The sequence below is a fragment of the Sporosarcina sp. ZBG7A genome, from assembly GCF_000813425.1.
GTDB lineage: Bacteria > Bacillota > Bacilli > Bacillales_A > Planococcaceae > Sporosarcina.
This window is the reverse complement of sequence record NZ_JWIB01000044.1, coordinates 1-22614: the sequence shown is the minus strand read 5'-3', so window position 1 is coordinate 22614 and position 22614 is coordinate 1. Positions and strand designations below refer to the sequence as shown.

22 protein-coding genes, 1 riboswitch and 2 other annotated features are annotated in these 22614 nt (G+C 39.3%); of the genes, 21 read left to right on the top strand and 1 reads right to left on the bottom strand.

Translation table 11 applies throughout. From position 1 onward, the window contains the following. Positions 1-176: 176 nt before the first annotated feature. Entirely contained in the window at positions 177-2252 is a 2076-nt protein-coding gene (locus RL70_RS14620; protein WP_039044141.1) for a S9 family peptidase, read from the bottom strand. Between the two features lie 301 nt (positions 2253-2553). Between RL70_RS14620 and RL70_RS14615 the strand changes: the two genes are divergently transcribed. From RL70_RS14615 to RL70_RS14525, 21 genes are all read left to right on the top strand, one after another. Continuing rightward, positions 2554-3045 carry an RNA polymerase sigma factor gene (locus RL70_RS14615; RefSeq protein WP_039044165.1) on the top strand — a complete coding sequence of 164 codons (492 nt, stop codon included), beginning with the start codon at positions 2554-2556 and terminating at the stop codon, positions 3043-3045. A 1-nt stretch (position 3046) separates the two neighbouring features. Beyond that, positions 3047-3919: an anti-sigma-V factor rsiV gene (locus tag RL70_RS14610; RefSeq protein ID WP_039044140.1), complete on the top strand. Its 873-nt coding sequence runs from the start codon at positions 3047-3049 to the stop codon at positions 3917-3919. Positions 3920-4063: 144 nt separating this feature from the next. Next, complete coding sequence (locus tag RL70_RS14605; protein ID WP_052245994.1) at positions 4064-4951, top strand: polysaccharide deacetylase family protein; 888 nt, start codon at positions 4064-4066, stop codon at positions 4949-4951. Between the two features lie 150 nt (positions 4952-5101). Beyond that, positions 5102-5357 (top strand) — a binding site (T-box leader). Between the two features lie 59 nt (positions 5358-5416). Continuing rightward, positions 5417-6670: an MFS transporter gene (locus tag RL70_RS14600; RefSeq protein ID WP_039044139.1), complete on the top strand. Its 1254-nt coding sequence runs from the start codon at positions 5417-5419 to the stop codon at positions 6668-6670. A 102-nt stretch (positions 6671-6772) separates the two neighbouring features. Next, positions 6773-7034 (top strand) — a binding site (T-box leader). A 50-nt stretch (positions 7035-7084) separates the two neighbouring features. Continuing rightward, entirely contained in the window at positions 7085-8725 is a 1641-nt protein-coding gene (gene metG, locus RL70_RS14595; RefSeq protein WP_039044138.1) for a methionine--tRNA ligase, read from the top strand. A 245-nt stretch (positions 8726-8970) separates the two neighbouring features. Continuing rightward, entirely contained in the window at positions 8971-9738 is a 768-nt protein-coding gene (locus RL70_RS14590) for a class I SAM-dependent methyltransferase (protein WP_039044137.1), read from the top strand. Positions 9739-9788: 50 nt separating this feature from the next. Beyond that, positions 9789-10325: a GNAT family N-acetyltransferase gene (locus RL70_RS14585; protein WP_039044136.1), complete on the top strand. Its 537-nt coding sequence runs from the start codon at positions 9789-9791 to the stop codon at positions 10323-10325. A gap of 74 nt (positions 10326-10399) precedes the next feature. Further along, positions 10400-10861, top strand: coding sequence for a GNAT family N-acetyltransferase (locus RL70_RS14580; RefSeq protein WP_039044135.1), 462 nt, complete (start codon positions 10400-10402; stop codon positions 10859-10861). Then, entirely contained in the window at positions 10815-11075 is a 261-nt protein-coding gene (locus tag RL70_RS17630; RefSeq protein WP_369795245.1) for a DUF4083 family protein, read from the top strand. Before RL70_RS14580 ends, RL70_RS17630 begins: the two co-directional genes overlap by 47 nt. Positions 11076-11091: 16 nt before the next feature. Next, positions 11092-11616 carry a GNAT family N-acetyltransferase gene (locus RL70_RS14575; RefSeq protein ID WP_039044134.1) on the top strand — a complete coding sequence of 175 codons (525 nt, stop codon included), beginning with the start codon at positions 11092-11094 and terminating at the stop codon, positions 11614-11616. 75 nt (positions 11617-11691) lie between these two features. Continuing rightward, positions 11692-11856, top strand: coding sequence for a lipoprotein (locus tag RL70_RS17940; RefSeq protein WP_156137985.1), 165 nt, complete (start codon positions 11692-11694; stop codon positions 11854-11856). A gap of 54 nt (positions 11857-11910) precedes the next feature. Further along, on the top strand, positions 11911-12129 hold the full coding sequence (locus RL70_RS14570) for a hypothetical protein (RefSeq protein WP_039044133.1): 219 nt from the start codon (positions 11911-11913) through the stop codon (positions 12127-12129). A gap of 618 nt (positions 12130-12747) precedes the next feature. Further along, a riboswitch (purine riboswitch) is annotated at positions 12748-12849 on the top strand. 327 nt (positions 12850-13176) lie between these two features. Continuing rightward, positions 13177-14133 (top strand): nucleoside hydrolase, encoded by a 957-nt coding sequence (locus RL70_RS14560; RefSeq protein WP_039044131.1) that lies wholly within the window; start codon positions 13177-13179, stop codon positions 14131-14133. Between the two features lie 95 nt (positions 14134-14228). Continuing rightward, positions 14229-14378 carry a hypothetical protein gene (locus RL70_RS18420; protein WP_369795244.1) on the top strand — a complete coding sequence of 50 codons (150 nt, stop codon included), beginning with the start codon at positions 14229-14231 and terminating at the stop codon, positions 14376-14378. A 39-nt stretch (positions 14379-14417) separates the two neighbouring features. Beyond that, on the top strand, positions 14418-15632 hold the full coding sequence (locus RL70_RS14555) for a NupC/NupG family nucleoside CNT transporter (protein ID WP_039044130.1): 1215 nt from the start codon (positions 14418-14420) through the stop codon (positions 15630-15632). A 407-nt stretch (positions 15633-16039) separates the two neighbouring features. Further along, on the top strand, positions 16040-17200 hold the full coding sequence (locus RL70_RS14550) for an LL-diaminopimelate aminotransferase (protein WP_039044163.1): 1161 nt from the start codon (positions 16040-16042) through the stop codon (positions 17198-17200). Between the two features lie 32 nt (positions 17201-17232). Continuing rightward, entirely contained in the window at positions 17233-18786 is a 1554-nt protein-coding gene (locus RL70_RS14545; RefSeq protein WP_082003436.1) for an aldehyde dehydrogenase family protein, read from the top strand. 244 nt (positions 18787-19030) lie between these two features. Continuing rightward, on the top strand, positions 19031-19840 hold the full coding sequence (locus RL70_RS14540; protein WP_039044129.1) for a transporter substrate-binding domain-containing protein: 810 nt from the start codon (positions 19031-19033) through the stop codon (positions 19838-19840). 84 nt (positions 19841-19924) lie between these two features. Further along, positions 19925-21067 (top strand): saccharopine dehydrogenase family protein, encoded by a 1143-nt coding sequence (locus tag RL70_RS14535; RefSeq protein ID WP_039044128.1) that lies wholly within the window; start codon positions 19925-19927, stop codon positions 21065-21067. A gap of 52 nt (positions 21068-21119) precedes the next feature. Further along, positions 21120-21776, top strand: coding sequence for an amino acid ABC transporter permease (locus RL70_RS14530; RefSeq protein WP_039044127.1), 657 nt, complete (start codon positions 21120-21122; stop codon positions 21774-21776). A gap of 36 nt (positions 21777-21812) precedes the next feature. Then, positions 21813-22562, top strand: a complete 750-nt coding sequence (locus RL70_RS14525; protein ID WP_039044126.1) for an amino acid ABC transporter ATP-binding protein — start codon at positions 21813-21815, stop codon at positions 22560-22562. Positions 22563-22614: the final 52 nt, after the last annotated feature.

The following is a 22614-nucleotide window of genomic DNA, read 5'->3' as shown; positions in this document are numbered from 1 at the left end:
TATTGTAATGGACAGGAAGTCAAGCTGATCGTTCGGAGAAAAGAAATCGTCGAGTGTGAATGCAGGTATTTGGACAAATGAATTGTATTCCATGAATTTCCTCTTTTATTGGAGTGCAAATAGAAATCTGGTGGAGAAAAGCAGTATGCTTTCTCCACCAGATTAGTTTTAGTAACTTATTTGACAACACCCTGGACATTCAACTCTACACCAGTCCCGATTTTATCCAACACAAACGCATATAACGCCGCGACTTCCTTCAATTGGTTGAAACGTCCTGACTCCCCGAAGTGACCTGCACCCATATTGGTTTTCATCACTATAATATGGTCGTCGGTTTTCATTTCTCTTAAGCGGGCAACCCATTTTGCAGGTTCCCAATAGCCGACACGGGGATCGTTCAAACCAGTTGTGACGTATAGGTGCGGATACTCTTTCGCTTCCACATTGTCATACGGGCTGTAGGACTTCATGTAAAAGTAATCTTCTGATTCCCTCGGATCTCCCCATTCGTCCCATTCCAGTGTAGTGAGGGGAATGGTAGTGTCGAGCATCGTAGTGACAACATCGACGAACGGCACTTCAGGGACGATGACTTTAAACAAATCACCAGCCATGTTAGCGACAGCTCCTGCCAGCAATCCACCCGCACTACCACCGCGAGCAGCTAGCTGGTCCGAAGTTGTGTAACCTTCCTCAATCAGATAATTTGCAGCAGCGATAAAATCCGTAAATGTGTTGCGCTTGTTCTGCATTTTTCCATCCTCGTACCAATGTTTCCCCATTTCCGATCCTCCGCGCACTTGCGCTGTGACTAACACAACTCCTTTTTCTAATACAGGAAGTCGATAAGGACTGAAATTTGGGTCACTGTTGGATCCATAGGAACCATACGCAGACAGGATAATGGGAGCGTGTCCATTATCGAATGCTCCTTCTTTATAAACAAGGTTCAATGGAACTTTTACTCCATCTTCAGCTGTAGCCCACAATTGTTTTTGACAGAAGTTTGAAGAATCATATTCACCGCTGACAAGAGCTACTTGTAAACACTGCTTTTCTCCAGTGAGCAGATCGAGTGCATACGTTGTTTCTGGCGTAAGCATCGATTCGAAGACAAGTAACACTTCAGGAGCATAGTAGCTTTGATTTGATTTAACTGAAACGGAATAGAGCGGCTCATCCCATTGAATCTGTTCCAACTGACCATTTTTTAGTTCCCAGATTTGCGTCAGTCCGTTTTCGCGTCCAGCGACAAATAGTTTGTCCTGGAAAGGATATAGCGCCTGAAGATAGCGATTTTCGCTATAGTCAACGACATTTTCACGAGTGTGCAAATTGTTGAGTGGAGAACGAAGCAGTTGGAAGTTTTGGGCTCCTTCGTTCGATAGAATCAGTAAATCCTCACCCCAGTGCTCGACGTCGTATTCGATACCATCACGTCGCGCATCTACTAGTTGCAGAGGGGAGAGTGGAGCATCGGCGTCAATTAGACGGATTTCACTCGTCGTTTTCGAATCCGCATGCACAACAATGTATTTGCCGCTTTGAGATTTGTTCATATAGAGGGTAAACGTCTCATCTTTTTCTTCATAGAGCAGTTCATCCTGATTTGGGTCACTACCTAAACGATGGCGCATGAAGCGGCTAGGACGCTCATTCTCATCGACTGTAATATAGAATATATACTCACTGCACCTGCTCCATTCCACACTGCCGTAGATAAACACATCCGTAATCCGGTCTGGTACAAGTTCTCCTGTTTCCAGGTCTTTCACAAAGATGGTATAGCGATCTGTGCCATCCCTATTTTCTAAATAAGCAAGAAGGCGATGATCGTTACTCCATTTTAGTGCTGTCACACTTAAATAGTCACTTGCCTTAGCCAATTTATTCAGATCGAGCACTACTTCCTCATGTACTTCAGATAGTAGTTCACGGCTAGATGCCTTCTTACGTGCATAGATCGGGTATTGTTTCGTTTTGTCCAAGCGGGAGTAGTAGAAATATGGCCCATGTTGCACAGGAACGTCAACTTCTGATTCAGGCACGCGGTCCACCATACTCTGAAAAATCTCTTCGGTTTGTTCCCTGAGAGGTTCCATAATTTCGTTGTAATAACGGTTCTCGTCCTCTACGTACTTGATGACCTCAGGGTTATTGCGGTCCTTTAGCCAATAATAGTCGTCTTCGCGTACATCGCCATGCAATTCATGAGGATGTGGGATTCGTTTAGCAGTAGGTGGTTTCATGTATTAAAATCTCCTTCCATCGATATATGTAATAGTTTCGCTATGCTCTAGGGAAATCCTTTTTTGTAAGAAGGTTCTGACTACATGAGAAAACAGAGTGTGTAGGATCCAATCATGAATATTCGTTGTAAAGTAAGCTCAAGTTGTGAAGAGTTCACGTTGTTAAACTTTTATCGAAAAGACGAGCTACATGTTTTCCATAAAATTTTGGTTCAGTCCAAACTTTTTTCAGAAGCTGCCCGTCAAACAAGTAAGACGTGAGCGCGACATGTTTAAAACTGGAGAAGGTGGATCATTTGTCATGACAAAAAATGAAAAGTTCGGACTGGTAGAGCGTTTTTTAATCGAAAATCAAAATGCTCATTACCGTCTTGCATACAGCTATGTGAAAAACAAAGAAAATGCACTTGATATTGTACAAGACTCGATTTTTAAAGCACTACAATCCATTGATCGTCTGGATGAAGTTAAGTATTTAAAGACTTGGTTTTATCGAATTCTGGTAAACACTTCCATCGATTTCATCCGGAAACATCAGCGAATGACGGTGATGGACGACGAAATTCTCGATGGCTACTTACCGAAAGCAGAAGACGAGCAGACAGATATGGATTTGCTAGATGCGCTTGATGCGCTCACACCTAATGAAAAGTCGTTAATTGTTTTACGTTTTTTTGAAGACCTTAAAATTGAAGAGGTAGCGTCTGTTCTTGGGGAAAATGTAAATACAGCCAAAACAAAGCTTTACCGAACTTTAAAGAAATTACGTTTAGAAATTGGAGAGGGGATTTAGGATGAAACAGATAAACAAACTTAAGAAGGAATATGATGATATTGAAATCCCTTCTGAATTGGACGAAATGGTGAAACAGTCTATAAAACGAGCTAAAGCCACAAAAAAGAAGCATTCTCCTTTGAAGCAGTGGTCGATTGGTGTAGCTGCAGCATCAGCATTATTCATCGGTAGCGTCAATGTCAGTCCCGCCTTGGCTCAATCGATGGCGAATGTACCTGTCCTTGGTGCCATAGTGGAAGTCTTCACAGTACAGACCTTAACGATGGACAAAGAGACTTATCAAGCGGAACTTAAAACACCTGCTATTACTGGGTTGGAAGACGAAGGATTGCAAGCATCGTTGAATGAAAAGTACACCGAAGAAAACAAAGAGCTCTTTAAGCAATTTAAAGAAGAAGTCGCGGACATGGAGGAGGTCGGTGCTGGCCATTTAGGCATAGATACTGGGTATGAAGTAAAAACGGATACAGAGCAAATGTTATCGATTGCTCGCTACTATGTGAATACAGTTGGATCATCTTCCACTACGATGAAATACGATACGATTGATAAGCATAATAATATTTTAATTAGCCTACCAAGTCTTTTCAAGGATGATTCCTATATAGAAGTAATTAGTTCCTATTTAACAAAAGAAATGAAGCAACAAATGGCGGACGACGAGGACATTTCGTATTTCGCATTCGATGGGTCAAATCTCGAATTCATGACTATCCAAGCTGATCAAGACTTCTATATTACCGCTGATCATAAACTCGTGATTTCTTTTGACAAGTACGAAGTAGCACCTGGTTACATGGGAATTGTCACATTTGAGATTCCTTCAGATATCTTGAGTGATGTCCTTGTAGGTGATACGTATATTCGCTAATTTGCTTTTTATCAGCAGCAGATGACTGATTTCGTCTGCTGTTGTCTCTATTTTTAATAGAAGAAATTCTAATCCTACATAAGCTAAAAGAACGACCCATTCACCATGAGAATATTCACAATGTGACAGGAGGATTTGTTTGAAATGAGTGCATTAAATCAACAAGAGACTAGGAAAAGGAAGAGGTTGAAAAAACGATATTTCGTAATTCTTCTACTCGTTCTATTTGGCACCGGGTTTTTTGTCGGGAAATCGTATTCTGCACGTGAACTCCCAAGTACGCCAGATGAATCATCAAGTTCACAAGAAACAATCGATCAGTCAGAAGAATCCAGTCCCCAACCTGAAGAGTCCGATAAGGAAGAACCGGTTAAAGAAGGACCTATTGTAGAAAAACCTGTTGTTGAAGAAAAAACGCCGGAAAAAGTAGTCTATTTGACGTTCGATGATGGCCCTAGCAAGTTGACTGAGCAGTTTTTAGATATCTTGCAGGAGCATGGAGTGAAAGCAACGTTCTTCATGCAAGGAAGCAATTTAAAGAAAGAACACTTACAGAAAAGTGTAAAACGTGCCGTAAATGAAGGCCATTACATTGGCGCCCACAGCATGACTCACAATTACAAAACGCTTTACACCAACCAGCAATTTGTGCCTGAGATGGTTGAAACACTAGACTTAGTCCACGAAATAACAGGAACGAACCCTCACTTAGTCCGTCCCCCTTATGGGTCAGCACCAGGGTTGAAAAACGAACAGATGCGATCACAACTTGCTGATGCACATATTAAAGTTTGGGATTGGACCATCGATTCGAAAGACTGGGAACTGGCGGGTAATCCCTCTCAAATTTTGCGGAATATCAAACAGGGTGCCACCACCGATAGGGAAATTGTCTTGATGCACGAAAAACCACAAACTTTGGAGGCACTCCCTGGGATTCTTAAGTTTTTCAAAGACCAAGGATACGAATTTGCTGTTTATGACGAGGCTCATCACTTTGTACTCAATTTCCAAAATGATTTAGAGCTATAGGAAAGATGACAATTCTATAGGAATGTAAAAGAAACAGTCTTAAATGTTTAATCATATATGTGAATTTGATGTTCAAAATGACACGCGAAAAGAATGCATGAATATAGTGACCCTTTACTAAAAGAGTTTTTAGTGATACTATTCATAAAATCAAATGCGACGAAGAGAAGAGTAAATAATTGTTTTCTTTCTAGAGAGCTCCGGTAGCTGAAAAGGAGTAAGAAATAATTATTGAAGCAAACCTCTGAGCAGCATCTCGGAACCTACAATAGGGGATAAGGTGCCAGGAGCTCCTGTTATAGAGCTAGAGTATACGCATGTTTTTCGTGTTGTACTTGATGAGATTAATATGGTGACATATTAATAAACTGGGGTGGCACCGCGATTATAGAATCTCGCCTCCAAGACACATGTCTTGGAGGTGGGATTTTTTTGTTGGTTAAATTTAATATAAGGGGGAGCTAAATGAGTGTTAAAAGGATAATTGACGGTTGGCGGTACCCCTCCATTCTGCTATTCAGCATTGGGATTTCAAGTGTTGGAAGTTGGATTTACTTCATCGCTTTAAATTTAATTGTTCTTAACCTAACTGAATCAGCAATGGCAGTCTCAGGATTGTATATCATAAGAGCTTTGTCGACCCTACTTACGAATAGTTGGTCCGGAAGCCTTATTGATCGTCGAAATAAGAAATATCTCATGATTATTCTTAGTTTTTTTCAAGCGTGTCTAATTGCTATATTGCCTTACTTTTCATCTCTTGTTCTTATTTATAGCATGGTATTTTTTATCACAATGGCGAGTTCTATGTATCATCCAACATCAATGACTTATATTACAAAGCTAATTCCGATGGAGCAGAGAAAACGTTTTAACGCCTTACGAAGTTTGCTCGATTCAGGAGCTTTTCTTACCGGTCCAGCGATAGCCGGAATTATGTTTGCAATAGGGACACCCAATATGGCTATATACTTGAATGCCGTTGCTTTACTTGTGTCAGCGTTTATTACAATGGCGATGCCTAATGTTGAGGCGGATGAAGAATTTTCAAGAACAGAAGATAGGAAGTTGACTGTTGGTCTACTGAAAGACGACTGGAAACTGGTCATACAGTTTACTCGAAACTATTCATATACCATGCTTATTTATTTTTTGTTTAGTGTCATGATCGTATTGATGACAGCTACAGATTCTTTGGAAGCTGCATTTGCAACCCGAGTACTCTCCTTATCTGAAAGGGATTACGGACTTCTGGTAAGTAGCGCAGGTGCAGGCTTATTAATGGGTTCGATAACGAATACATTCACTGTCGAAAAGGTACCTACTTCATGGTTAATTGGAGTAGGATCCCTGTTCACTGCAGTGGGATATATCGTATTCTCATCATCTACTACTTTTTTTATAGCAATTGTTGGTTGTTTTGTTTTATCGTTTGCCTCGGCCTTTGCAAATACTGGTTTTTATACGTTCTATCAAAACAATATACCTGTACATGTGATGGGAAGAATCGGAAGTATTTATGGGGTTATTGAGGCATTCCTAATCATCCTTCTAACTGTCATTTTCGGGTTAGCATCAGAAATGATTTCTATCAGAGTGGTTGTCGTTACCGGTTCTTGGAGTATGGCTGTAGTTGCCAGTACCTTATTTGTGTACAACATACGACCATCCAAATCTAACTTGTATTCCACTTCATTGAAAAAATTAAAAGCGGAATGAGAAGTGGGGGAGAAATAAGTTACTTTGAACAAATGTAATATTTTGGAGTAATAAAGACTTTTAAATTTTCAGTGTTTGTGCAATAATAAGTGAAATAGAATTTAAAAAGCGATGACAAGGAAAGTAAGTCAACCCCAATTTTCTAACAGAGAGCTTCGGAATCTGAAAAGAAGCAGGAAATAGTTGATTGAAAATGGCCTTTGAGCAGCAAAGTCGACTTTCATTTTAATGAGATAGACTTTGACGAGATGTGACACTCGTTATAAATGTCAAAGTACATGCGTAATACGATGTACTTACTGAGGCTAATGATAAAACTTGTTAGCGAATTAAGGTGGTAACACGAGGAAACCTCGTCCTTAGACATTCTTTATGTCTAAGGGCGAGGTTTTTTATTTTGGGGAGGGGAAAGGTATGACAATATTTATTGGAGGAGCTTGGCCATATGCAAATGGTTCGTTGCATTTAGGACATATCGCTGCGTTATTGCCAGGAGACATTTTAGCAAGATATTACAGACAAAAAGGAGAAAAAGTGCTCTATGTATCAGGTAGTGATTGTAATGGAACCCCGATTTCAATTCGTGCTAGCCAAGAGAATACGACTACAGAAATAATAGCTAACCGGTATCACGAAGAATTTGTGCAGTGTTTTCAAAAGCTAGGTTTTTCCTATGATTTCTACACACGTACTGACGCCAAACATCATCATGAGTCCGTACAAAACATATTCTTAAAACTATATAAGAACGGACATCTATATAAAAAGACGATAGAACAAGCTTATTGCGAAACAGATCATCGATTCTTGCCAGATCGGTTTGTTGAAGGGATTTGTCCGAATTGTGGAGCTAAAGCAAGGGGGGACCAATGTGATGCGTGTTCATCGATTTTAGATCCACTAGATTTAATCGAAAAACGGTGTAAAATTTGTGGAAATCCACCTGCTATTAAAGAAACAGAGCACTTTTACTTCTTGTTTAGTGAATTCCAAAAACGACTAGAGACATTTGTAGAGGAATCAAAGAAGGAAGGGAAGTGGCGTGAAAATGCGATTCGTTTGACCACAAGGTATTTAAACGAAGGAGTTCCAGATCGAGCTGTAACCCGAGATTTACCCAATGGTGTTGAAGTGCCCATTAAAGGCTTTGAAGGAAAGAAAATTTATGTATGGATTGAAGCCGTCGCAGGATATCTAACGGCAAGTATTGAGTGGGCGAAACAGCATGGAGAATCACTTGAAGACTGGTGGAATGAGGAAACTGTCTCTTATTATGTACATGGGAAGGATAACATCCCTTTTCATTCAATCATTTGGCCATCTATTTTAATGGGCATTAATAATCCTGCACTCCCTTCTCACATTGTTTCTAACGAGTATTTAACATTGGAAAAACAAAAACTATCGACAAGTAAGAATTGGGCAGTATGGGTTCCATATTATTTGGAGAAGTATGATGCAGATTCACTGAGGTACTTTTTGACAATCAATGCACCAGAAAACAAAGATACTGATTTTTCATGGAAAGAATTTGTGTATAGTCATAACAGTGAATTACTAGGTGCCTATGGCAATTTTATAAATCGTACACTTAAATTTATCGAAAAGTATTATGAGGGAAAAATACTCGTGGAAGAGATAGATACAGAAATTAGAGCGAAAACAAGAAATCTCTATCAAGATGTTGGTTTACTCATCGAGGATGCTCATCTAAAAAATGCATTAGAGCATATTTTTGAGTTTGTACGAGATGCAAACAAATATTTTGATGATCAAAAGCCATGGATTCAAGTTAAAGAAGACTTGTCTGCATGTAACCGGACAATGGCGAATTGCATCTACATCATTTCAAATCTTGCGCAGCTCCTAAATCCGTTTCTTCCATTTTCAAGTCAGCGTGTGCAAGAAATGCTAGGACTTAATGAAATGAACTGGGAGGAGATCGAGGTATCTGCACGGACCCTTAAAGAAATTAAACCGCTATACGCCAGAATTGAGCTAGAAAGGATTGAAGAGGAAATCGAGAATTTGAAAAAAGGAATCACTAATAGCTAGAAGTACGATGATTTTTGTAATTGATGGACATAAATTAGCAAATATTCTAAATCTAGATAAGAGGATTGTTATATCGGAATGAAGAAAATTAAAAGAGATTAAGTCTGTATTTTAGGAAGTATGGTGTGCAAGTAGAAGTAGAAGTTATTGAAAAGTTGGTTTGACCATAGTCTTTACAGAGGCACGGATTTTTAATAACAACATTGAAACAGGACAAAAAAATATGTAATAACAGGAGACTAAAAATGACGTTAACTAATTTTGAAGAATATGATGATCCAATTTTATATGATAAAGAAAATGAGGCGTATTTATCAGAACTACCATTTTTATTAAATTGGGCATCGAAAACAGAAGGAACTATTATTGATTTAGCTTGTGGTACGGGTAGACTGACAATTCCTTTAGCGAAAAGTGGATATAAACTTCTGGGTATAGATATGCATAAAGGAATGTTGAAGGAGGCTAAAAAGAAATCAACAAAGCTAAATTTGAAGGTGGATTGGGTGGAGCAAGACTGCACTAAACTGAATCTGCCGATAACAAGTAGTTTGATCTATTCAGTAGGGAATTCATTTCAACATTTCCTAACAAACGATGAGCAAGATGAATTACTAACCTCTGTATATAAGCATTTAGAAATTGACGGAGTTTTCATTTTTGGTACAAGATTTCCGAGTGTTGAAGAATTGTTGCAATCATGTACGGAAGAGTATTGGAAATCCTATACGGATTCTGAAACACTGAATCGAGTGGATGTTTACACGCTAAGTACCTATGATTCTTTAAATCAAGTTCAACACTATACAACTATTAGAAGATACAAAGCCAATGATGGTGAAGTTGTAGACGAAAAGAGAACAAACATAAGTTTAAGATATGTATTCCCTAGAGAAATGGATAGAATTTTGTTTTTACATGGTTTTGAGATTATCAACGTGTATAAAGATTGGAATGAAAGTCCATTAACTAACGATAGTTATGAGATGATCTACGTTTGTAAAAAAAGATAGCCAATCTAATTATAAATATGTTGGATTTCATAGATAAGGGAGGAAGAAATATGGAGTTTCCAAAATTAGAAACAGAAAGACTCAAATTAGTACAAGTAACGAAGGACCATATCGAGAGTTTCTATGAAATTATGTCGCGAGATGAAATTACTAAGTACTATGGTATGGACAGCCTGAAAAGTATAGAAGAAGCCTCCCGGATCATTGAATCTTTTGAGAGGACATTCAATAATAATCGCGGGATAAGATGGGGGATAGTAACCAAAGATAAAGGGGAATTTATTGGAACGCTCGGCCTGAACAATCTTAACAAATGGAGCAAAAAAGCTGAAATTGGTTTCGAGTTGCATCCTTCCTATTGGAAAAAGGGATACACTTCTGAAGCTGTAAAGGAAATAATAAGATATTCATTCGATGAGATAGGGTTGTATAGGATGGGAGCCGTTACTTATCCGCAAAATAGTCCATCCATCTTGTTGTTAAAAAAACTTGGTTTTTCAGAGGAAGGGAAACTACGTGGCTACTTATACCAAGGTAATCAATCACACGATGCTCTAATATTTTCGCTACTCCAACCAGAATTGTGAAAAATTGTTTCAGAATAAGTGAACTAGAACTCTACTTCGTGTACCACTATATAAGTTAAGTTTAGGAGGATCCGATGGATATTCGACTTGCTCAAACAAAAGACGTTGAACAATTAATAAAAATGCGATGGGATTTTACCGTCGAGTATGACGAAAGTAAGAAAGAGGAATCGTATGAGGGTTTTAGAGATGAATGCCAAACGTTTTTGGATGATGCACTTAACAGTAGCCAGTGGTTTGTTTGGGTTGCGGAAGAAAATGAAAAGATTGTATCTCACATTTACGTGGAGTTAATACAAAAGGTACCTCGTCCAGGCAAGACAACACATCCATTTGCATACATGACAAATGTTTATACTGTGCCTGAATACAGAAATAAAGGGATTGGAAGTCATGTATTAAGTTCAGTGAATAAGTGGGTAAAAGAAAATAATTTTGAATTTGTAATCGTATGGCCAAGTGAAGATTCCTTTAATTACTATAAGAAAAATGGCTTCGTCCATTTTAATGAACCCATGGAATATTTCCCTCATTAAATTTTCTAAAGGTGGTTTTGAAATATACGGACTTATTTACTTAATCATTGTATTGGGACTATTAGTCTTATTCTTTATATCATTTTTTCTTTTTATTAAGAGGGTATTAAGAAGTTCTGCAGTGAGGGAAAGTGATTCATTAAAAAATGGAGAAGAACTCCATATAATTATCAAACAAAATGAAAAGATTATATCCTTATTAGAAGAAAAGTGATGGGTGGATAGGTGAGATGAATCTATTTATTGAGAGGTTAACAGGCGTAGATGCGGAAGATTTGTATAAGTTTGAACTTGAAAACAGAAACTTTTTCGAAGAAACGGTACCTACTCGAGGAGATGACTACTATAAGCCAGAGGTTTTTAAAATTAGGCATGAAACCTTACTTGAAGAACAAGCCGAAGGGATTTCCAGTTTCTACTTAATTAAAGATGTAAATAGTTCTATTCTTGGAAGAATTAACTTAGTAGATATTGATGTGACTCATAAAATCGCTCATTTAGGCTATAGAGTGGGACACCTACATACAGGGAAAGGTGTTGCAAAAAAAGCACTGGAATTATTACTAGAAATAGTAGGACAGCAAGATGTAAAACAAGTGAAGGCTGTGACAACAACTAATAACATAGCTTCTCAAAAAGTATTAGAGAAAAACGGATTTAAACAGACGGCATGCGATGTTGAAGAATTTGATATGAATGGCCAAAAGGTAAAATTTATTTATTATAGATGGAGTAGTCAGGTTTCAAATTGTTAAAATAAGGACGCTAATTCGCAATGAGACTTAGCGTCAACTAGATACATAAGCGCCAGTTAGAAGGAGAATATGATAATGAAAAGAATATTACTTTTGTTGTTAATCATTACGATTTTAGCTGGTTGTACTGGAATAGCGTCAAACACTACTTACAAACAAGCACAAGGAACAGTTATCTTAGATGACCAAGAGTATACAATGGCTGTAGGTGAATTCGAATGGCGAGAAAAGAATTTTTAGCTCAGAAAAATTGATAGTTCAGAGATTCATGAGCAAACTGAGGAATTCGATACCTTGCAGGGTGAACAAGGTGGGAAATTGAAAATTAAAATCGATCAAAATCCTTCTTCCATCTCAATCCATCAATTGAGTGAAGATCATTCCCGTGCGATTGTTGAACTTAAAGACAATGAAATGACCTTGCCACGGAAAGCGGGGTATTATATTTATGAAGTGAATGTAGTGTGGGACCATGGAAGAGCGACTTATTTGTTTGATGTATCTATAGAATGAAATTCCTCCCATTTGATGGGATACATATGTTTACAGTCGACAATTATATCCGTTCAATCTAATAGAAAAAGCAATTGTCACCATATAAATATGAACATCTTGGGGGATAAAATGAAAATCAAACCAACAAAAAACATCTTACAGACCTGGATCGAAACTTATGTTCCAGAAAAAGATTTGTTTTTTCTAACGAAAGAAGATCTTATTACTAGAATCGATAGTTCAGGTGTGTTGATAGTACCCATTGAAGAGTTTTTTAATAATAGTACATATATGCAAATAAACTATGTAAATAGTTGTGAGTACTGTAACGAATAGTACAGAGGTAACTGCTAGTGAATTATGTGAGACTCTATCGTGGCTGATACAGACATTTGATAACATCAAAGCTCATAATGTTAGCATCTGTTTTCCCTAGAGGATTCCTTTCTAATAGATGGTCACAAACGTTCATAAAAATAAATTAGTTAAGAAAGCGTTTTCCAGTTGGGGTCGTCCAATCGGATAACGCTATTTTTATGAGGTGATTTCAAACCGTTGAAATATCGCAATATAACAACTTTCGTGTTATCCATTGACTAGTTCAATGCTTTCATGCTAAAAATTATACATTGAAATAATTAATATTATATTTATGAATGTATATGCTTAAGAATATGGCTTGAGCGTTTCTACCGGGTAACCGTAAACTACCGGACTACATTAAAGAATGACTAGTTATCGTGTTTATCATTAAATGCATTTCTTTCTTCTTTTTGTAAATCTGTAACCTGGGTATGTATTTACCTGGGTTTTTTTGCAATTATCTCGAATTTAAGTTGACATCTTGAATTTCATAAGTCCACAAGCGTATCTTTAAGTCTTTTATGAGGGAGCTACTCATACCCTCCATGGAATTGTTAGAGTACAGAAAATTGAATTGGGACCTGTACTTTTTTATGAATGATTGCCTTCCAAAGTTTCAAATCAACACAAGGCTTTAATCCAATTATTATGTTATTAACTATTCATACAAACAATAATTAGTAAAAAGGTTGGGAATCTAAAATGACGAAAAAACAAATTTACTTTAATCATGATGGCGGAGTCGATGATCTGGTTTCATTATTTTTACTACTTAAGATGGAGAATGTGGAATTGACAGGGGTATCGGTTATTCCAGCGGATTGCTATTTGGAGCCGGCGGTAGTAGCCAGCAGAAAGATCATCGATCGCTTTGGTGAAGGTGGTCTCGAAGTAGCCAAATCTAATTCGCGCGGAAAAAACTCGTTTCCATCAGATTGGCGCATGCATGCATTTTTTGTAGATGCACTACCGATTTTAAATGAATCCGGGGAAGTCAATACACCTGTAGCAGACATGCCTGCGCATCTTCATATGATAGATAAACTTAGCAATACCACTGGAAAAACAACGTTATTATTCACGGGACCTCTTACTGACCTTGCACGAGCATTGGATGAGGCACCAGAGATTGAAGAGAAGATTGAGCGATTGGTTTGGATGGGAGGTACATTTAGAGAAGCTGGGAATGTACATGAACCCGAGCATGACGGAACGGCAGAGTGGAATGTGTTTTGGGATCCGGAAGCTGCTGCACGAGTATGGGAAACTAATATAAAAATCGATCTCGTCGCGCTTGAAAGTACTAATCAAGTACCTTTGACTTTAGATGTGCGAGAACGTTGGGCTAAAGAGCGAAACTATATTGGCGTCGACTTCCTCGGTCAATGTTATGCAATGGTTCCACCTCTAGTTCACTTTTCAACAAATTCGACTTACTATTTATGGGATGTTTTAACGACTGCATTTGTTGGCAACAGTGATCTTGTTAAGGTACAAACAATTAACAGTGTTGTCATCACAGAAGGACCGAGCCAAGGACGTACAGTTGAAACCTCTGAAGGTCGCCCGGTGAATGTAGTGTATGATGTGAATCGCGATGCTTTCTTTGACTACATGACGGACTTAGCGAAGAAAGTAACGGGGGAAAACTCAAAATGATGGAGAAAAAACTCGCTACTATTGATACAGTTACAGCTGGTGTCGACACGATAGCGATTTTAACAGCTCTTCACAATTTTTAAGTTGAAGGCATTATGATCACTGGCGGAAATGTTCAATTTGATCGGCATATGGAAATTACATTAACTACAGTTCAAGTGGCTGGTACAAGCGGACAAGTACCTGTTTATAAAGGATGCGAGCGTCAGTTACTTGGACAAGGTGAAAAACAAAAGATTGTATAGCGCTTCTATAGATTTTATTTGCAAGACGGGAGAGAGACGATGCAATACATTTGGGGAATTATAGGGATTATCAGCATATTAGCAATTGCACTAGTACTTTCTAAAGACCGAAAATCCATCAATCCAAGAACCGTTATAGGCGCCTTAGCCTTCCAACTGATTTTTGCATTTATCGTGTTGAAATGGGAATTTGGAAGAACGATTTTGCAATTCATTTCAAAACTTGTTCAAACCGTGATTGACTCTTCCAATGAAGGAATCCAATTCGTGTTTGGTGGCGTCCTTAACGCAGATAATGCCGGTTTTACCTTTGCATTTCAAGTGTTGCCGATTATCATTTTCTTCGCTTCATTAATCTCAGTTCTTTATTATCTTGGGATTATGCAGTTTGCAACCAAAGTCATCGGTGGAATTTTGTCGAAAATTTTACAAACTAGTAAGACTGAGTCAATGTCAGCAGCAGCTAATATCTTTCTAGGTCCAACTGAAGCCCCATTGGTAGTCAAACCTTATATTGAGAAAATGACCAAATCCGAATTGTTTGCAGTTATGGTAGGTGGGATGGCTTGTGTGTCAGGAGCTGTTTTAGGCGGATATGCAATTATGGGTGTCCCTCTAGACTATTTATTGGCTGCAGCATTTATGGGCGCACCTGCTGGATTGTTATTCGCGAAAATAATCATTCCTCAAACAGAACCAATTGATTTAAACGAAGATGTTCAAATGGTTAAAGACGATGAATCGGTAAATGTCATCGACGCAGCATCACGAGGAGCCATGGATGGCTTGAAAATAGCAATAAGTGTGGGTGCCATGCTCATCGCCTTTATCTCTCTTATCTTTTTACTGAATACGATAATTGGAGCTGCTGGTGGTGTATTTGGTTTTGAATCGTTAACACTAGAACAGTTATTAGGTTATCTATTGGCTCCACTTGCTTTTGTCATTGGAATTCCTTGGGATGAAGCCGTACAGGCAGCGTCCTTTATTGGACAGAAGTTCGTACTGAACGAATTTGTTGCCTACTCCTCATTTGCACCTGAAATAGATGATCTGTCACCTAAAAGTGTAGCCATGATTAGTTTTGCACTTTGTGGTTTTGCAAACCTTTCATCTTTTGCTATGTTGGTCGGCGGATTGGGAGGAATGGCACCTTCAAGAAGAAAGGACATTGCAGAGCTGGGAATGAAAGCGATTATTGCTGCAACGTTGGCGAATCTGTTGAGTGCTACAATCGCAGGTATGTTGATTTAAAACAGTGACCAATGCCTGTGTAAGAAACAAACAAGAACGTTTAAATAATCTAGAAACTTGGATGCACTGACCGACAAAAATCTGGAAACTACAAATTTACAGCACAATAATGGAATTCAAGAGCCGTTAACTGCCTCCGTGGCAGTTGACGGCTTTTAATATATCAGTGAATAACTACCGTACATCAACCTACGCTTCATCCTCAATGGCTTTTAATCTGCCGTATTCCTCCACTGTCTACTCAAAAATATCTTTTTTATCTGAAAATTATCATATTAAACAATATAGTGAACCTCATCATGTAAAGCAAATAAAGAGAGACTTCTGCGGCATATTTAGAAACAAAACATCATAGAGTTTCTATTGTGGCATATAGTGTTGAGATTAAAGATAAGGTAGGTGGTTTTTTGGACTATCAATCGAATCGTTTGGGACAAATCCCTCCGTATTTGTTTGCAGAAATCAATAAGAAGAAGGCTGCAATGATTGGGGCGGGAGTGGATGTGATCGATTTAGGAATTGGGGATCCTGATTTGCCAACACCGCCGCATATTGTCGAGAAATTAGTAGAAGAGATGCAAGATCCTGCGAACTTCAAGTATCCCAGTTTCATAGGATGCCTTGAATATCGTCAGTCCATTGCTGATTTCTATTTACGACAATATGGTGTAGATCTCGATCCAGAAACAGAAGTACTAGCCCTCATCGGCTCGAAAGAAGGGATTGCTCATCTGATTCCAACACTGATCGATCCTGGGGATACGGTATTGATACCAGATCCTAGCTACCCCGTCTACAGAATGGCAACGTTACTAGCGAATGGAAAGTATTACGACATGCCTTTACTGAAAGAGAATAATTTCGAACCAGATTTTAGTTTAATTCCTCAAGAAGTCATAACCCGTTCCAAACTGATGTTTTTAAATTATCCAGGGAATCCGACTTCGGCTACTGTTGATATTGAATTCTTCAAAAAGGCAGTCGCTTTTTCAAAAGAACATGGCATCCTGATCGCTCATGATTCTGCTTATAACATGGTGACGTATTCGAACTATACCGCGCCAAGTATTCTGCAGGTCGAGGGTGCTAAAAAAGGTTCGGTCGAATTCGGTTCGCTTTCGAAAACCTATAATATGACAGGTTGGAGAATCGGATATGTAGTTGGCAATAAAGAAATCATTAAAGCGCTATCAGTCCTAAAGAGTAATACGGACACTGGACAATTCACGCCGATCCAGAAAGCAGCTGCATTTGCTTTAAATAGCGACCAGAGTTGTGTTACAGCACATAACGGCATTTACGAAGAAAGAATGGCTGTCGTGTTGGATGGTCTCTCCTCTATCGGCATACAGGTAGAGCCTCCAAAAGGAAGTTTATTTGTTTGGGCACCAGTTCCGAAAGGCTTTACTTCAACGGAATTTGTCACAAGTGTTCTAGAGAAAACAGGCGTAATCGTTACACCCGGCAATGCCTTTGGCCCCGGTGGAGAGGGGTATTTCCGCATCTCACTGTCGGTTCCGAATGAACGTTTATTCGAAGCAATTCATCGAATCAAAGAAAGCATTTAACAGATACGTAAAATGTTGAAGGAGGCAGTTATATGATAAATCGTAAAGGAATTCAAGTTGTTCATCCATCTAAAAAAGGGACAAAGGATAGCGGAGGCATTGACACGAAAAAACTTCTTAACTACATCGACGGTGAGTGGTGCGAATCCTCTTCCGGTAAATTTGTCGACGTGCTAAATCCAGCGAACGGAAAAGTGTTGGGGGAAGTCACACAGTCAACTGATGAAGACGTGGATCGTGCGGTCCAAGCTGCAAAAAAAGCACAAAAAGAATGGCGTCTTGTTCCGGCACCTGAGCGTGCAGAATACTTATATACAATAGCAACCCTACTGAAAGACCGGAAAGAAGAATTATCGCAAATCTTGACTAGTGAAATGGGCAAAGTGATTGACGAAGCTCGCGGAGAAGTACAAGAAGCGATCGATATGGCTTATTACATGGCAGGAGAAGGCCGTCGCCTGTTTGGGGATACGGTTCCGTCAGAGCTGCGCAACAAATTCGCGATGAGTGTACGTGTGCCAATCGGTGTTGCGGGACTGATCACACCTTGGAATTTTCCGATTGCAATTGCTTCTTGGAAGTCGTTTCCGGCCCTTGTTTCAGGGAATGCAGTAGTATGGAAACCTGCAACAGAAACACCAATCATCGCATACGAATTCGCGAAAATTTTTGAAGAAGCAGGATTACCGAAAGGTCTGATGAATTTAGTGAATGGTTCCGGAAGAGAAGTAGGGAATGCAATGGTCGAACACCCGGATATCGATTTGATTTCTTTTACTGGGTCAAATGAGGTTGGTAGTGCTATCAATTCCCGTGCTGGAGAACTATTGAAAAGAACATCTCTAGAAATGGGAGGAAAAAATGCTGTCATTGTATTGGAAGATGCGGATCTCGATCTTGCAGTTGACGGTATATTGTGGGGGGCATTTGGTACAAGCGGCCAACGGTGCACAGCGACAAGTCGAATTATCGTTCATCAGGATGTGAAAGAAGACCTGGAGAACAAGCTTGTTGACCGAATTGGTGAATTATCGCTTGGTGATGGGGCAGACGAAACAGTAAAAGTAGGTCCAGTGATCAATCGTTCATCTCTAGGAAAAATCCATGAGTACGTGAAAATCGGTCTCGAAGAGGGAGCTACACTTCTTGCTGGGGGAAGTATGATAACAGATAGCGGACTCGTTACTGGGAATTTCTATGCGCCAACCATATTCACCGATGCAACGGTTGATATGAGAATTGCTCAAGAGGAAATCTTTGGTCCAGTAGTCTCAATTATTCCGGTGAACAGCCTGGAAGAAGCCATCGAAGTGAACAATAGTGTGGAATTTGGATTGTCCAGCTCAATCTTCACCGCTAATGTCAATCTAGCTTTCCAAGCGATGAGGGATCTCGATACAGGGATTGTTTATATCAATGCGGGAACGACGGGAGCAGAAATCCATCTGCCTTTCGGAGGGACAAAAGGGACTGGAAATGGACATAGAGATTCAGGTGTAGCTGCACTTGATGTCTATACAGAATGGAAATCCGTCTACGTGGATTACAGTGGGAAATTGCAACGAGCACAAATCGATAACTATTAAATTTAGAATATAGTAGCTGCCAGCAGTATTGACGCTGAATCCTCGTCAGTAGTGCTGGCGGCTTTTGAATTTTTTGTAGTCTTATTAAGAAAGGTTCACGAATCATTCCTATGGCTTGGACATATAGTTAACTAACTTGTACCTCAATGGCGTGGGACAAACAATCGATACGGACAAGGTGAAAGGTGGAGATGTAAATCTCTAATTGAAAGCGCTCGTAAATATTAAATTTGGAGGGGTAAAGATGAAAAAAATGTTGTGGCTATCTATTTTATCACTAGTATTAGCGGCAGTACTTGCAGGGTGTGGAGGGAAAAGTAAGGAAAAGGCTGAAAAAGCAGTCACGACAGCTGTGGCAGATCGGATCACAGATTCTAAAGTCATGAAAGTAGCTTTTGAAGGGACATACCCACCGTTTAACTTTCTCAACGACAAGGACGAGTTCCAAGGATTTGATGTAGACATTTCAAATGAAATCGCTAAAAGATTGGGCGTTGAAGCTGAATTTATCGCAACGAAATGGGATGGACTAATCGGAGGACTTAAAGCTGATAAATTCGATATTATTATTGGTCAGATGACGGTCACAGAAGAACGTAAAAAAAGCGTAGACTTCACAGATCCATACGTTGTGACTGGTTCTGTTTTAGTAACGCGCGAAGACACAGATGATATAACCGAACTCGCTGATATTAAAGGGAAGAAAGTAGGCGTGGGTGGGGGAACAACTTTTGAGGAAGTTGCGAACAGTGTTGATGGTGCAGATGTAAAGTTGTATAAAGCTGTAAGCGATTACATTCAAGATTTAACGAATAAACGCCTGGATGTCATCATCAATGACCAGTTGCTAATGAACTATAACATCAAAGAGAACAACTTACCGATTAAAGTCACCAGCGACATCTTAAATAAAGATGAAATTGGAATGGCTGTTAATAAAGGAAATGAAGACTTTGTAGAAAAAGTGAATAACGCACTTAAGGAAATGAAAGAAGATGGAACTTATAAAGAAATTTATAAAAAGTGGTTTGGAACAGATCCTTTAGACAAGTAATAATTCCCTAGAGTAACCAGAAGCAGGAGGTTGTTTACTCTAGGATTTTCTTTCATAAAAAATTGACAGAGGTGAACAAATTATATGAGAGTAGTCGTTTTAGGAACTGGGATGATTGGCACAACAATCGTTAGCGAAATGGCAAAATTCGAAGAAATTGAATCGGTCACGGCAGTCGATGTCAGACAGGAGAGTATCGATAAATGTCTCGAAATTGCGGATAATCCAAAGGTGTTTGGAAAGACGGTAACGTTGTCAACGGAAGATGATTTCATAAAAGTACTCGAGGGATCGGATGTAGCAGTTGGATGTCTCCCTCATTCGTTAAGCTTAACCGCTGTAAAAGCTGCAATCGCTTCACAATGTCATTTAGTAGATTTGGTTGGGTCCATGTTTAAAGAAAAACTAGAATTACATACTCAAGCAAAAGAGGCTGGAGTCACGATTATCCCAGGGTGTGGTGTTGCGCCTGGCATCACAAACTTCCTTGCAGCACAAGGAATCGAAATGCTTGATGAAGCCGATGAAGCAGTTCTGATTTGCGGGGGGATTCCTAGATGGCCAGTTCCACCACTTTGGTACCAGGTCGTGTTTCGACTAGAAAGTGTATTAGGGCTCTATACAAAGCCTGCATTCGCAATCAAAAATGGTGAAATTGTAGAATTACCGGCCCTCTCAGAGCTTGAGTCAATGTCGTTCCCTTACCCGGTTGGTGACTGTGAAGCCGTCATAACTGATGCACATAGCACTGCATTCACGTTAAAAGGAAAAGTGGGCAACTTAACTGAAAAAACAGTTCGCTATCCTGGCCATTGGGAGAAGATGAAGGTATTAGGTGAGTTGGGCTTTTTAGATAATAAGCCAATTGAAGTCGAAGGGGTCATCACTACTCCCGTAAAAATATCTGAGAAGATACTTGCGCCAAAAATGGTAGGGGTATCAAATGAAGATGTAACGGTTGTTCGAGTGGAAGTTAAAGGTACTAAAGATGGAAAATCTAAAAACTATACATGGGAAATGGTTGATGTGTACGACCATGAACGAAATATATCTTCCATGGCAAAAACAACTGCACTTCCCGCTGCACTAGCGGCAAAGTGGATTGCAGAGAAAAGGATACTAGAAACAGGTGTGGTCCCTATAGAAACAATCATTGTTAACGAGAGGTTTGATCCTTTTATTGAAGAACTAAAAGAGCTGGGAATTCACATTGAATTTAAGGGTTAGCATTTAGAGTGATTTGGCTTGCTCGATAGAAAGTCTGGAAGGAAGTGAAGTAGTGGATGTCACGATAATAATTGACTCATTGCCCTCCCTATTAAAAGCAACAATCATGACGCTTTTTTTAAGTTGTATATCAGTACTCATAGCACTGGTGATAGGATTTTCCACAGCGATTATCCGAATTCTAAAGATCAAAGTTGTCTATCAAATCGCCAGTATCTATATATCCGTAATTCGTGGAACCCCACTTCTTGTACAAATATTTGTCATTTACTATGGATTGCCTCAAATCGGTATTTCACTAGATCCTATTTCTTCGGGGATTATGGCACTAAGTCTAAATGCGGGTGCCTATCTTTCTGAATCATTCCGTGCATCCATCCTCGCTGTCGACAGGGGCCAGATGGAAGCTGCTATTTCAATGGGGATGACATATGGGCAAGCGATGAGAAGGATAATTATCCCTCAAAGTCTTCGGATTGCAATTCCGACATTATCAAACTCATTTATCGTTCTAGTGAAGGATACATCGCTAGTCTCTGTCATAACCGTTACTGAACTACTGCAAATGTCTAGTTTGATCATTGCAAAAACGTTTGAGCCGCTAACGATTTATTTAACAGCAGCAGCCATTTATTGGATTCTGATAACGTTCTTTACTACATTGCTGGATAAATTCGAAAAGCGCTCATCAAAGCATTTAGTTCGATAACGAAGGTAGGAAATCTAGGTTTAGGGGGAGGGTATCTTGCAGGTTATTGAAGTTAAAAATCTTAAAAAAGCATTCGGAGACAATCCGGTTTTAGATGGAGTCGATTTGGCTGTAAACAAAAGTGAAGTCGTCGTTATAATGGGGCCAAGCGGTTCAGGAAAATCGACTTTTCTCAGATGTTTAACCTATTTAGAAGAGCCGAACGAAGGCATTATTAGAATCGGTCCACATGAACTACATACAGGTGGAAAAGTGGATCGAAAACGCAAGAAAGAGATTAGGGAGTTACGAAAGAAAACTGGTTTTGTTTTTCAATCATTTAATCTATTTCCGAATAAGACTGCCATTGAAAACGTGATGGAAGGTCCCTTGACTATTTATGGCGTGAAACCGGCCGAAGCAAAGGAATTAGCGGAATCCCTTCTTAGCAAAGTAGGTCTTGGAGATCGTTGTGATCATTATCCTTCCCAGTTGTCAGGGGGTCAACAGCAACGCGTGGCGATTGCTAGGGCGTTATCTCTAAATCCTACCGTCATGCTCTATGATGAACCTACGTCTGCTTTGGACCCTGAACTAGTCAGAGAAGTTCTACAGGTCATTAAAGATTTGGCAGAAGAGGGAATGACCATGGTCATCGTTACACATGAAATGAATTTCGCGAGGGAAGTGGCAGATCGAGTGATTTTCATGGATGGCGGTGTCATTGTCGAACAAGGGGACCCCAAGGAACTATTTGATAATCCGAAGGAAGAACGGACAAAAAGATTTCTTACGATGGCGGAGTGAAATCGATGTTTGCATTCTGGTCATGAGGTACACAAATAAAAGCAAGAGGAGA

Coding starts and splice junctions, on each gene's coding strand:
- RL70_RS14620 (WP_039044141.1), bottom strand. CDS start 2,252: ATGAAACCACCTACTGCTAAACGAATCCCACATCCTCATGAATTGCAT.
- RL70_RS14615 (WP_039044165.1), top strand. CDS start 2,554: ATGACAAAAAATGAAAAGTTCGGACTGGTAGAGCGTTTTTTAATCGAA.
- RL70_RS14610 (WP_039044140.1), top strand. CDS start 3,047: ATGAAACAGATAAACAAACTTAAGAAGGAATATGATGATATTGAAATC.
- RL70_RS14605 (WP_052245994.1), top strand. CDS start 4,064: ATGAGTGCATTAAATCAACAAGAGACTAGGAAAAGGAAGAGGTTGAAA.
- RL70_RS14600 (WP_039044139.1), top strand. CDS start 5,417: ATGAGTGTTAAAAGGATAATTGACGGTTGGCGGTACCCCTCCATTCTG.
- metG (WP_039044138.1), top strand. CDS start 7,085: ATGACAATATTTATTGGAGGAGCTTGGCCATATGCAAATGGTTCGTTG.
- RL70_RS14590 (WP_039044137.1), top strand. CDS start 8,971: ATGACGTTAACTAATTTTGAAGAATATGATGATCCAATTTTATATGAT.
- RL70_RS14585 (WP_039044136.1), top strand. CDS start 9,789: ATGGAGTTTCCAAAATTAGAAACAGAAAGACTCAAATTAGTACAAGTA.
- RL70_RS14580 (WP_039044135.1), top strand. CDS start 10,400: ATGGATATTCGACTTGCTCAAACAAAAGACGTTGAACAATTAATAAAA.
- RL70_RS17630 (WP_369795245.1), top strand. CDS start 10,815: ATGGCTTCGTCCATTTTAATGAACCCATGGAATATTTCCCTCATTAAA.
- RL70_RS14575 (WP_039044134.1), top strand. CDS start 11,092: ATGAATCTATTTATTGAGAGGTTAACAGGCGTAGATGCGGAAGATTTG.
- RL70_RS17940 (WP_156137985.1), top strand. CDS start 11,692: ATGAAAAGAATATTACTTTTGTTGTTAATCATTACGATTTTAGCTGGT.
- RL70_RS14560 (WP_039044131.1), top strand. CDS start 13,177: ATGACGAAAAAACAAATTTACTTTAATCATGATGGCGGAGTCGATGAT.
- RL70_RS18420 (WP_369795244.1), top strand. CDS start 14,229: ATGATCACTGGCGGAAATGTTCAATTTGATCGGCATATGGAAATTACA.
- RL70_RS14555 (WP_039044130.1), top strand. CDS start 14,418: ATGCAATACATTTGGGGAATTATAGGGATTATCAGCATATTAGCAATT.
- RL70_RS14545 (WP_082003436.1), top strand. CDS start 17,233: ATGATAAATCGTAAAGGAATTCAAGTTGTTCATCCATCTAAAAAAGGG.
- RL70_RS14540 (WP_039044129.1), top strand. CDS start 19,031: ATGAAAAAAATGTTGTGGCTATCTATTTTATCACTAGTATTAGCGGCA.
- RL70_RS14535 (WP_039044128.1), top strand. CDS start 19,925: ATGAGAGTAGTCGTTTTAGGAACTGGGATGATTGGCACAACAATCGTT.